The organism is Polaribacter pectinis, from assembly GCF_014352875.1.
Taxonomy (GTDB): domain Bacteria; phylum Bacteroidota; class Bacteroidia; order Flavobacteriales; family Flavobacteriaceae; genus Polaribacter; species Polaribacter pectinis.
In genome coordinates this window covers 695,967-708,067 of the sequence record NZ_CP060695.1, presented here as the reverse complement: position 1 = coordinate 708,067, position 12,101 = coordinate 695,967, and the positions used below count along the sequence as shown (strand labels likewise).

At 29.0% G+C, this 12,101-nt stretch carries 12 protein-coding genes; 9 read left to right on the top strand and 3 right to left on the bottom strand.

What is annotated here, in order from left to right; all coding sequences use genetic code 11:
* Window positions 1-23 precede the first annotated feature (23 nt).
* The gene (locus H9W90_RS03360) at window positions 24-743 is read right to left on the bottom strand and encodes a toxin-antitoxin system YwqK family antitoxin (RefSeq protein WP_187483053.1); all 720 of its coding nucleotides are present in this window, start codon (window positions 741-743) and stop codon (window positions 24-26) included.
* Between the two features lie 79 nt (window positions 744-822).
* Between H9W90_RS03360 and H9W90_RS03355 the strand changes: the two genes are divergently transcribed.
* The 7 genes from H9W90_RS03355 to H9W90_RS03325 all read left to right on the top strand — a co-directional run bounded on the left by H9W90_RS03355 (window position 823) and on the right by H9W90_RS03325 (window position 7,597).
* Window positions 823-1,371, top strand: coding sequence for a HEAT-like fold family protein (locus H9W90_RS03355; protein WP_187483052.1), 549 nt, complete (start codon window positions 823-825; stop codon window positions 1,369-1,371).
* 47 nt (window positions 1,372-1,418) lie between these two features.
* Entirely contained in the window at window positions 1,419-2,762 is a 1,344-nt protein-coding gene (gene purB / locus H9W90_RS03350; RefSeq protein ID WP_187483051.1) for an adenylosuccinate lyase, read from the top strand.
* Window positions 2,763-3,236, top strand: coding sequence for a hypothetical protein (locus tag H9W90_RS03345; protein ID WP_187483050.1), 474 nt, complete (start codon window positions 2,763-2,765; stop codon window positions 3,234-3,236). It begins immediately after the preceding gene.
* A gap of 1 nt (window position 3,237) precedes the next feature.
* Entirely contained in the window at window positions 3,238-4,005 is a 768-nt protein-coding gene (locus tag H9W90_RS03340; protein ID WP_187483049.1) for a TerC family protein, read from the top strand.
* Window positions 4,006-4,054: 49 nt separating this feature from the next.
* The gene (locus H9W90_RS03335) at window positions 4,055-4,327 is read left to right on the top strand and encodes a hypothetical protein (protein WP_187483048.1); all 273 of its coding nucleotides are present in this window, start codon (window positions 4,055-4,057) and stop codon (window positions 4,325-4,327) included.
* Between the two features lie 107 nt (window positions 4,328-4,434).
* On the top strand, window positions 4,435-6,705 hold the full coding sequence (locus H9W90_RS03330) for a TonB-dependent receptor (RefSeq protein ID WP_187483047.1): 2,271 nt from the start codon (window positions 4,435-4,437) through the stop codon (window positions 6,703-6,705).
* Between the two features lie 127 nt (window positions 6,706-6,832).
* Entirely contained in the window at window positions 6,833-7,597 is a 765-nt protein-coding gene (locus H9W90_RS03325; protein ID WP_187483046.1) for a CDP-alcohol phosphatidyltransferase family protein, read from the top strand.
* Here the strand turns inward: H9W90_RS03325 and H9W90_RS03320 are convergent.
* Both H9W90_RS03320 and H9W90_RS03315 read right to left on the bottom strand, forming a co-directional pair.
* Window positions 7,594-8,970, bottom strand: coding sequence for an MFS transporter (locus H9W90_RS03320; RefSeq protein WP_187483045.1), 1,377 nt, complete (start codon window positions 8,968-8,970; stop codon window positions 7,594-7,596). The genes H9W90_RS03325 and H9W90_RS03320 overlap by 4 nt on opposite strands.
* Before the next feature lie 68 nt (window positions 8,971-9,038).
* Window positions 9,039-9,854, bottom strand: a complete 816-nt coding sequence (locus tag H9W90_RS03315; RefSeq protein WP_187483044.1) for a M48 family metallopeptidase — start codon at window positions 9,852-9,854, stop codon at window positions 9,039-9,041.
* A gap of 222 nt (window positions 9,855-10,076) precedes the next feature.
* Between H9W90_RS03315 and msrB the strand changes: the two genes are divergently transcribed.
* Window positions 10,077-10,556 carry a peptide-methionine (R)-S-oxide reductase MsrB gene (gene msrB, locus H9W90_RS03310; RefSeq protein WP_187483043.1) on the top strand — a complete coding sequence of 160 codons (480 nt, stop codon included), beginning with the start codon at window positions 10,077-10,079 and terminating at the stop codon, window positions 10,554-10,556.
* A 43-nt stretch (window positions 10,557-10,599) separates the two neighbouring features.
* On the top strand, window positions 10,600-12,096 hold the full coding sequence (locus tag H9W90_RS03305) for a YfcC family protein (RefSeq protein ID WP_187483042.1): 1,497 nt from the start codon (window positions 10,600-10,602) through the stop codon (window positions 12,094-12,096).
* Window positions 12,097-12,101 lie beyond the last annotated feature (5 nt).

The window sequence follows — 12,101 nt, the reverse complement described above, 5'->3', positions numbered from 1 at the left end:
AGAAAACTTTAAAATCGAAAGGACTAATTATCTTTCTTTTTAGTATAAGTAGATTTTTTCTTTTCTTTTTTAACTTCATCACTTGCAATTTCTCCATCCATATAATACTCCCATTCTCCTACTCTTTTTCCGTTTTTATAATGGCCCGTTTCTTTTAAATTTCCATTCAATTCAAAATACTGTGCTAAACCATTTGGCTTACCATTTTCGTATGTTATTTCTTCAATTAAAATTCCTTTACTAGAATATTTACTACAAACACCATCTAACAAGCCATCTTTGTAAATAGCAAATTCTGTTACTTGTCCATCTGGGTAATAAATTAATTGCTCACCTTCTAGCTTACCATCTTTGTAGTTTTCTTCAGACAGTAAAGTTCCATCTGGATAAAAATATTTCCAATTTCCTGTTCTTTTTTTGCCATTTAAAACGCCTTCTGTTTCAATTTTACCGCTTAAAGTATAAAATTGAACAAATAAAGAATCTGAATCTTCAAAAAAAGTTTTTATAATAACAGGATGATCAGATTGTGTGATATCATAGAATTTAAAAACACCAACTTCTTTTCCATTTTTAAATTTACCAGAATATCTTATTCTTTTATTTGGATAATACTTTTTCCAAACACCAGTTCTTTTTTTATTTTTATCAAATTGATTGATTTTTTGTGCATTAGAATCTTCACTAGTAAAAAAACAAGCGAAAAATGCTAAAACAAAAAACAGTCTTTTTATATTTATCATTTCAATAGTATTTTAATACAAATATACATTAATAGTGCCAAAAACAAATCTACTTTTTGTAACAGAACAACTCAATAATATGGAGAACCCTAAAAGGGAAAACCGAGAAAGAGTTGCAAATATTGTATTAGAAAACAAAGATTTATTTAAAGAATTGGTTACCATAACTTTTGATGTTAATAATAAGGTTTCTATAAAAGCAGCTTGGATTTTAGAATGGATTTGCACACATCATCATTTAAATTGGATACTTCCACATTTAGATGAATTTTCTAATAAAATTAAGAACCTAAAATTCGACAGTGCAATTAGACCTTGTGCAAAAATTTGCGAACATTTAGCTACAGCATATTATTCAAAAAATGAAAATGGGGTTAAAAAAAATCTCTCAATTAAACATATTAACACAATTGTAGAAACTGGTTTCGATTGGTTAATTACCCCTCAAAAAATAGCTGTAAGAGCATATACAATGAATACTTTATATTTTTTTGGTTTAGAAAAAGAGTGGATTCATCCTGAATTAAAACACTTAATAGAAACTAAAATTATACATGAAAGCAAAGGTTGCAAAGCACGAGGAAAATTTATTTTAAAAATGATTGAAAAACACCAGAAATCGCATTAATAAATGTGTTTTAATCCTTATTTTTGTTGCTTACAACACAACAAAAAATGAACTTAACAAAACTTAATGCCATCTCTCCTATTGATGGACGATACAGAGGTAAAATTGAAAATTTAGCAAACTATTTTTCTGAAGAAGCTTTAATTAAATACAGAGTTCGCGTAGAAATCGAGTATTTTATTGCTCTATGTGAAATTCCTTTGCCTCAATTAGCAGATTTCGACAATAATTTATTTGAAGATTTACGTAAAATTTATACAGATTTTACTGCTGAAGACGCACAGAAAATTAAAGATATTGAGAAAGTTACAAATCATGATGTAAAAGCTGTTGAGTATTTTATCAAAGAAAAATTTGATGCTTTAGGTTTACAAAAACACAAAGAATTTATTCACTTTGGTTTAACATCTCAAGACATAAATAATACTGCTGTACCTTTATCTATTAAAGAAGCAATGAATGATGTTTATGTGCCTCATTATTTTGAACTTTTAGAAAAATTACAAGAATTAGTAATTGAATGGAAAGATATTTCTATGTTGGCAAGAACGCATGGTCAACCAGCTTCTCCAACACGTTTAGGAAAAGAAATAGAAGTTTTTGTAGTTCGTTTAAAAGAACAATTCAATTTATTAAATGACATACCTAGTGCTGCTAAATTTGGTGGTGCAACTGGTAATTTTAATGCGCATAAAGTTGCTTATCCTTCAATTGATTGGAAAGAATTTGGAAGCGAATTTGTTCAAGAAAAATTAGGTTTACAACATTCTTTTCCAACAACACAAATAGAACATTACGATCATATGGCTGCGTTGTTCGATACTTTAAAACGTATCAATACAATCATCATTGATTTAGACAGAGATTTCTGGACCTATGTTTCTATGGATTATTTTAAGCAAAAAATTAAGGCTGGTGAAGTTGGTTCTTCTGCAATGCCACACAAAGTAAACCCGATTGATTTTGAAAATTCTGAAGGAAATTTAGGATTGGCAAATGCAATTTTCGAGCATTTATCTGCTAAATTACCAATTTCTCGTTTACAAAGAGATTTAACTGATAGTACAGTTTTACGTAATGTTGGTGTACCTTTTGGACATACAATTATTGCTTTTACTTCAACTTTAAAAGGTTTGAATAAATTATTGTTAAACAAACAAAAATTTGAAGACGATTTAGAAAATAATTGGGCTGTTGTTGCAGAGGCAATTCAGACAATTTTAAGACGTGAAGCGTATCCAAATCCTTATGAAGCTTTAAAAGGATTAACGAGAACGAATGAGAAAATCAATCAGAAATCGATTGCTAATTTTATTGATACTTTAGAAGTTTCACAAGAAATTAAAGAAGAATTAAAGGCTATTACACCTGCTAATTATACTGGAATATAAATGAAGAAAAAAGAAAAAAGAGAAAAGAAAAAAGAAAAATTAGCAAGAAATATTCTAGTCTTGCTTCTTGCTTCTTGCTTCTTACTTCTAAATTTCACATCTTGTCAATCAGATATTAAAGATAATTCTGATAGATTTAAAGTTGGCGTTTTCGAAATTCCTGCTGGAGACAGTTATAGTAAAACTATCATTACTAGAAAAGACAGTCTTCAAATTGAAGAATACGAAAAGATTGTTTCTATTTCTAATGATAGTACTTCTGGTGTAAAAAGAATAAAACATATTGATACTTTGTATATCAAATGGAAAAACAATTTCTTTTATACCTTAAAAATGAAGTCGCCAAAAAAAGAATTGGATAAAGATCCAATTTACGTTCAAATTACAAATGTTACAGAAGACTCTTATAATTTTACAGCAAAAATTGGCTTCAGTAAATTTGCAACAGATGGTACTATTTATAAAGTAAAATAAAATGGAAATTTTTGCACACGCAGATACTTGGGTTGCCTTACTAACATTAACTTTTCTTGAAATTATTTTAGGAATCGATAATATTATTTTTATATCTATTTCAGCAAATAAATTGCCAGAAAATCAGGTTAAAAAAGCGACTATATTAGGTTTGGCTTTGGCAATGATTACTAGAATTATATTACTGTTTGGAGTCTCTTATTTAATTGCTTTAAAAGATCCGTTTTTAGAAATCGAGACAGGTTGGTTTAAGACAGGATTAACAGGACAAAGCATTATTTTATTTCTTGGAGGTCTATTTCTTTTATACAAAAGCACAAAAGAAATTAGAGAAAAAATGGAAGGTACTAATGAAGATGAAGTCATAAAATCTCCAAAAAAAATCTCATTTACAAGTGTAATTATCCAAATTATTTTAATTGATATCGTTTTCTCTTTCGATAGTATTTTAACTGCTGTTGGAATGACAAATGGAGTTGATGGCGCACTAATAATTATGGTTATTGCAGTAATTGTCTCTATATTGATTATGATGGTTTTTGCAAACTCTATTAGTAGTTTTGTAAATAGGAATCCAACCATACAAATGTTGGCATTATCTTTCTTAATATTAATCGGTTTTATGTTAATTACAGAAGGTGCACATTTATCGCATACTGAAATTTTTAACAAATCTGTGGGAGCAATTCCTAAAGGATATTTGTATTTTGCAATCGCATTTTCGTTAGGTGTAGAAATGCTGAACTTAAGAATCAGAAAGAAAAAATAATATCAAAAAATTTAAAAGACATATCAGTTTTATTTTCTTGTTTTTGTTGATGATTCCAACATCAATACAAGTGATGCATGAATTAGAAAATCATGAACATACTATTTGTACTTCAGTTGGTGATCAGCACATTCATGCGCAAGATTTAGATTGTGATGAAATTCACAAACAACTAAATGTTTTTTCTACAAATATTGCATCTAATTACGATGTAATACCAACACATTTTTACACATCTATTTTTATTGATAAGCCTCAAGTTTCTAAAGAGATTTATCAGTCTATAAAAACTACAAGAGGCCCACCAAATTTTACTATTTAAAACCAAATTATCATTATAAAAATGTATGATGAAATATGTCTTTTTTTTAAAAGATTGTTTCAACATAAAATAATGAACACTATTTTTTAATTAGTAAAAAAACATCAATGAAATCATTTATAAAACTGCTATTTTTAATAGCGAGTTTCTCTGTAAGTGCTCAAAATAGCATTTCAGGAAAAATTACAGACATACAAAACAATCCGTTAGAAAACGTTGAAATTTACATTCAGGAAATCCATAAAGGAACAGTTTCCGATGAAAAAGGAATGTATAAATTTAATAATGTACCAAATGGGAAAATTAAAATAACATATACTTATTTAGGTTTTAAAACAGTATCTAAAGTAATTGACATCAATTCAGAAAACAAAGAATTAAATATTCAATTAGAAGAAACATTTTTTGAAATTGATGAAATTATAGTTTCCACACCTTTTAATAAATTACAATCAGAAAATGTAATGAAAGTGGAACGTTTAGATGCAAAATCTATAAAAAAATTAGGAGCTACAACCCTATCAGAAGGGATTACAAACATTGCTGGAGTATCACAAATTTCTACTGGAAGTTCCATAGGAAAACCTGTAATTAGAGGTTTAAGCGGAAATAGAGTTTTAGTTTACACACAAGGAATCCGTTTAGAAAACCAACAATTTGGTGGCGAACATGGTTTAGGAATTAACGATGCAGGAATTAGCAGTGTAGAAGTTATAAAAGGACCTGCTTCTCTACTCTATGGATCTGATGCTTTGGGTGGTGTTTTGTACTTAAACCCTGAGAAATTTGCATCAGAAAATAATTCAGAATTTAATTTAAGTCAACGTTTTTTTGGAAATACTTTAGGAACAAATACTTCAGTTGGAGGAAAAATATCCAAAGAAAACTGGAAGTTTTTAGCAAGAGGAACGTATGCAAATCATTCAGATTATAAAATTCCTACAGATGAAAGAGTAACCAATACTCGTTTTAATGAGAAAGATTTTAAAACAGGAATTGCGTATTCTAAAAACAACTTTACATCTGAATTGCGATATAACTTCAACCGTTCTAAATTAGGTTTAACTGAAGGAATTGCAGAACAATCTACAAGTACAGATCTTTTAGAGCCTTTTCAATTGATTGATAATCATATATTAAGTTCTCACAATCATTTCTTTTTTGGAAACTCTAAATTAGATGTTGATTTAGGATATACTTTAAATGACAGACAAGAGTTTGAAGAGCATGAAGAACATGAAGACCATGATGAAGATGAAGATCATGATGACGAAGAACATGAGGAACATGAAGAAGCTGCCTTAAGAATGAAATTAAAAACGTTTAGTTACAACGCAAAATATCATTTCCCAAAAATCGGTAATTTGGAAATTCTTTCTGGAGTACAAGGTTTGCAACAAACAAATACAAATTTTGGTGAAGAAATTTTAATTCCTGATGCAAATGTAAATGATTTTGGAGTTTTTACAACTGCTAATTATGTTTGGAATAAAAGTACTTTACAAGCAGGAATTCGTTTTGATAATAGACAAATTTCTACAGATAGAATGGAAATTATCCATGAAGGAGATTCGCATGTTTTTGAAGCTATTGATAAGTCTTACAATAGTTTTACAACTTCTTTAGGTTTTAAAACAGCTATTACAGATGCAATTACCACAAGAATTAATGTTGCAACTGGTTTTAGAGCGCCAAACTTGGCGGAATTAAGTTCTAATGGAGTTCATCATGGAACCAATAGATTCGAAAAAGGAAATAGTAATTTAACCAATGAAAAAAACACACAAATAGATATTTCTTTAGAATATAAAACAGAACATTTTGAGTTATTTGCAAATGGTTTCTACAATCATTTAAATGATTATATTTATATTTCTCCAACAAATGAAATTGAAGATGGTGAACAAGTTTTTACATATATACAAGAAGATGCTAAATTATATGGAGGAGAATTTGGCTTTCACTTACATCCTCATCCATTAGATTGGTTGCATTTAGAAAGTACATTTGAAACCGTAATTGGTAAACAAAACAATGGTGATTATTTACCTTTAATACCTGCAAATACTTGGAAAAATACTTTTAGAACAGAATTTACAATTGGTAATTGGTTGCAACAAGGCTATACTTCTATTAGTTTACAGAGTACTTTTGCTCAAGAAAATATCAATACATTTGAAACGACAACAGATAGTTACAATTTATTAAATTTAGGTTTTGGAGGAGATTTTTCAATTAACAATGTAAAATTCTCAACTTCGGTTTCTGTAAATAATTTATTGGATAAAAAATACATCAATCATTTATCGAGATTAAAAAGTGATGGTATTCTAAATCAAGGTAGAAACATTGTTTTTGGTTTGAACTTTGCAATTTAACATCATAAATAATAATGGTAAAAAAGTGTTACTTAATCGTAACACTTTTTTATTTTTGCAGAAATTAAACTGTGCTGTTTTAGATCTTTATAAAGTGATAAAAATGCTCGAATTATAAAGCATTTTTATGTCTAAATTACCAAAAAAACATCAATTTATAGATTTGTCCGATTATGGAAGACCAATTGCAAGAATCATTGCAAATTCCTTAAAATCAACTTCATTTACACCAGTAGATGTAACCATTGCATTTGTTATCTCTGGTTTAATAGGTGTTTATTGTATTGTTTCAACATATTATTGGGCAGCAGCTTTTTTCTTAATTTTTAAATCAATTTTAGATGCTGCAGATGGCGAACTTGCCAGAATTAAAGAAACTCCTTCTTATACAGGTCGTTTTTTAGATTCAGTATCAGATATTATTCTGAATTTCATCATTTTCATGACACTTTGGTATGTAACAGAAGTTAGTATTTGGTGGACTTTATTAGCTTTTTTCGGAATTCAATTACAAGGAACTTTATACAATTATTACTACGTAATTTTAAGAAATAGATTCGAAGGCGATACTACAAGTAGAATTTTTGAAGACTCTACTCCTATTGCTTTGCCTGGAGAAAAGCAAAAAAATGTTACAATACTGTACTTTATTTACAAAGCTTTATATGGCATTTTTGATGAAATAATTTATGCTTTAGATAAAAATGCTCCCAAAGGAAAACCTTTTCCTAATTGGTTAATGTCTTTAGTTTCTACTTTTGGTTTGGGGTTTCAATTACTAATAATAAGTGTATTGTTAGTTTTCAATTTAAAAGAATTTATCATTCCTTTTTTTATAGGGTATTCAATATTGATTTTCGTTTTTATATTGATTCGTAAAGTTTTTTATTAACGAACATGTTCTGTTTTTTTCAATCTGCTTAAAACAATTAAAGAAGCAACAAAAAATAAGGCTAAAGAAAGTACACTCCATTGCATTGAATCTGTTAAATAAATTAAGAAGCCAAATACAAAAGTCCCCAAAACAATCGCTATTTTTTCAGTAACATCATAAAAACTAAAATAAGTTGCATTATCATGTGTTTTTGGCAATAATTTAGAATAAGTAGATCTAGTTAAAGACTGTATTGCACCCAAAACTAAACCTAATAAACCTCCCAAAGCGTAAAAATATAAGTCCACATTTGGTAAATCTTTTTCTAGTAAAAAGGCGCTAAAACAAACTAGAATCCAAATAAATATAGTTATTTTAATTGCTTTAAGGTTTCCTACTTTAGAAGATAATCTAGAAAAAAACCAAGCACCAAAAATAGCAACAACTTGAATCAACAAAACTGTTACAATTAAATTAATAGTTCCTAATCCTAATTCTGAAGAACCAAAAATAGTAGCCAACAAAATAATTATCTGTACACCAACACTTAATAAGAAAAACGCAATCAAGAAATTTCTTAAAGTTGGGTAATTCTTTAACTCATACCAAACCTTTTTAAGTTCTTTAAAACCTTTCCATATATAATCTTTTTCTGGCTTTCTATTATGAACATTATTTGGTAATTTCTTAAAAGTTATTTGAGCAAATCCAATCCACCAAAGACCTACCATTACAAAAGATATACGCATTGCCTTTAAAGAAGCTGCATCTTTTGCACTTTCTAAAGCTGCAGTTATTTCTGCCTCGTTTCCATTAGCTAAAATTGTATCTGGAATACTTAAATCGAAACCAAAAGTTGCGGGATATAAAATCATTCCCAAACTAAACAACAACAATATAATTGAGCCAATATAACCATGAATAAACCCTTTAGCACTTGCAGCATCTTGCTGTTCTGGATGTGCAACTTCAGGTAGATATGAATTATAGAAAACAATGCTAGACCAAAAACCAATACTGGCTAAAACAGTACAAATAATTCCAACCCAAGCAGTACTAATATCTTCAAAGAAATACATGCTAATGACAGATAAACCTCCTAACCAACAGAAGAATTTCATGAATTTTAATTTGTTTCCTGTGTAATCTGCAATTGCAGATAATATAGGCGACATAAATGCTACTACTAAAAAAGAAAAAGACAAAGCATAGCTATACAAAGTATCTGGATAATCCCATTTCATCCAAAGAAAATTTACAGTTTTGCCATCTGTAATTGCGCTGTAAAAAAGAGGAAAAACAGCAGTACTTATTACTAAAGAATATACGGAATTTGCCCAATCGTAAAATGCCCAAGCATTTATTAATTTCTTATCACCAATTTTTAACATAGTTTCTATTTAATAAAAAAGCCGTTCAATTAAAATTGAACGGCTCACAATATAGTAAAACTATTTTTTTATTTAGTCCTTCCTTGTGTATTAAACTTTTGCGCATACTTTTTTGCTGTTGGTAAATAATTACGCAAATCTTGAATTCTTGATGCGTTAGATGGGTGTGTACTTAAAATTTCTGGTTGAGAACTTCCTCCAGATTTCTCACTCATTCTTACCCAAACTTCTGCTGCTTCAGTTCCGTTATAACCTGCCATAATCATAAAAACCAAACCTAATCTATCTGCTTCTTGTTCATGTGTTCTGCTAAATTTTAGCATCCCTAAACCAGAACCAATACCAAAAGCAGTATTCCATATTTGTTGTGTTTGTGGGTTTTTTCCTGATGTTCCCAATGCAACGGCTAAACCACCTATTTGCTGTAATTGTCCATGAGACATTCTTTCTTGACCATGTTTTGCAAAAGCATGTGCAACTTCATGTCCCATAACAGCTGCAACACCATCTTCATTTGCGCATATTGGCATAATACCTGTGTAAAAAACAACTTTTCCTCCTGGCATACACCAAGCATTTACTGTTTTATCTTCTACTAAATTAAATTCCCATCTGTAAGAATCTGCTTCACTAACCATATTATTAGCTCGCATAAAACGGTCTACAGCTGCAGAAATATTTTTTCCAACCCCTTTAATTTGGTTTGTCATTGTTCTGTTTGTAGATAATTTATTCTCTTGTAAGAAACTACTGTATTGAGCAAAACTTGCAGGTAACACTTGTGCATCACTTACAAAATTAACTCTACTTCTACCTGTAATTGGCACTTTACTACATTCTGTGAAAAGAAAAACTGTTAAAAGCAAAAAGGCTATTTTTTTCATCTTATATTTTTTTTAATGTTGATAATTTGTCGGCAGCAATTTATAAATTTTATTAATACCATTTGTGCTCAAAAGGAATTTTATCTGACTTTATAAAAAAACAAGCCAAATAAAATCTATAAGAAAAATACCATTACCTTTAATTATTATGTAAGTATTGCTTTGTTAATTCGTCTACATAAACAATAGAAAAAATCATAAAATTAAACTATATAAAGACATATGAAAAAAATAATCTCATTTCTAATATTAGCAGTAATAGTAAGTTGTTCTAGTAAAGCACAAACTTCTTCTAAAGATAAGAAAACATATAAAGTTGTAAAAACGGATGCTGAATGGAAAAAACAGTTAACGGATAAACAATATTACGTTTTACGCGAAGCTGGTACAGAAAGAGCTTTTACGAGTCCGTTAAATAAAAATTATAAATATGGAACTTATGTTTGTGCCGCTTGTAAAACAGCTTTGTATAAATCTGAACATAAATTTGATTCTGGTACAGGTTGGCCATCTTTTGATAGAGCCATAAAAGGAAATGTAGAATTAGATGTAGACTATAAAATTGGTTACGCAAGAACTGAATTAAAATGTAATACTTGTGGTGGACATTTAGGGCATTCTTTTGATGATGGTCCAGAAGAAACAACAGGTAAAAGACATTGTATAAATGGAATTGCTTTAGAATTTATTCCTGAAAAATAATTTTAAAAAAGTATCTTTATCTATTTAAAATTCAATTTTAAATATGAAGAAACTTAAATTTCCAAGCGCACAAAGTGTTTTGTTAATAATTGCCGCTTTAGTAGCTTTATTAACTTGGTTAATACCATCTGGACAATATGATAGATTGTCTTATAGTAAAGAAGACAATTCGTTTACTAGAAGTAGTTTAGAAAAAACCATAAAACTACCAGCAACACAAGAAACACTTGCCACGCTAGAAGTAAAAATACCGTTAGAAAATTTTACTTCTGGGGCAATTTATAAGCCTATTAGTATTCCTGGAACTTATCAAAAATTAGAATCAAATCCGCAAGGATTTAAGGCTTTTGTATTAGCTCCTTTAAAAGGAATTATTCAAGTTGCAGATATTATTATTTTAGTACTCTTTATTGGCGGTTTAATTGCTATTGTAAATTATACTGGAGCTTTTGAAGCCGGAATTACTAGGCTCTCAAAATTATTAGAAGGCAAAGAATTTACCTTAATTATTATTGTAACTACTTTAATTGCTTTAGGTGGAACTACTTTTGGTTTGGCCGAAGAAACAATTGCTTTCTATCCTATTTTAATTCCCATTTTTTTAGCCGCAAAATATGATGCTATTGTTGCCTTGGCTTGTATTTACATTGGTTCTTCCATAGGAACAATGGCATCAACCATAAATCCTTTTAGTACTATTATTGCTTCTAATTCTGCAGGAGTTAATTGGACAACTGGTATAAATGGGCGAATTACAATGTTGGCCTTGGGTTTAATTATCTGTATTTTATACATTATTAGATATGCGCAAAGAGTGAAGAAAAACCCATCTAAATCTATAATTTTTAATCAAAAAAATGAAATTGAAAAGTTATTCTTGTATGAAAACTCTTCAGCAACTTTTGAATTTACCACAAAACTAAAATTAGTATTACTAATTTTTATAACATCATTTATGGTGATGGTTTATGGAGTTAGTAATCTAGATTGGTGGTTTTTAGAAATGACTGCTGTATTTTTTGTAGCTGCTGTTTTAATTGGATTTATATCAAAAATTAACGAAACTGTTTTTGTAAATACTTTTATTAAAGGTGCTAACGAATTATTAAGTGTTGCTTTTATAATTGGACTTGCAAGAGGTGTTACTATTTTAATGGAAGATGGCTTAATTAGTGATACTTTACTATACTATTCTAGCAATTTAACTGAAGGAATGCATAAAGGAATTTTTATAAACGTAATGATGTATGTCTACAGTGGCTTATCATTTTTTATTCCTTCTTCTTCTGGAATGGCAGTTTTAACGATGCCTGTTTTATCTCCATTAGCAGATGGTGTTGGAGTTGGAAGAGAATTAGTTGTAAACGCATATTTATATGGTATGGGTTTATTCAATTTTATAAATCCAACTGGGTTAATTTTAGCTTCTTTGGCAATAGTAAAAGTAAGTTATGATAAATGGTTAAAGTTTGTTCTGCCTTTAGTCTTTATTCTTGCTGCATTATCTATGTTGGTTTTAACAATATCTGCTTATTTGTAAAATGC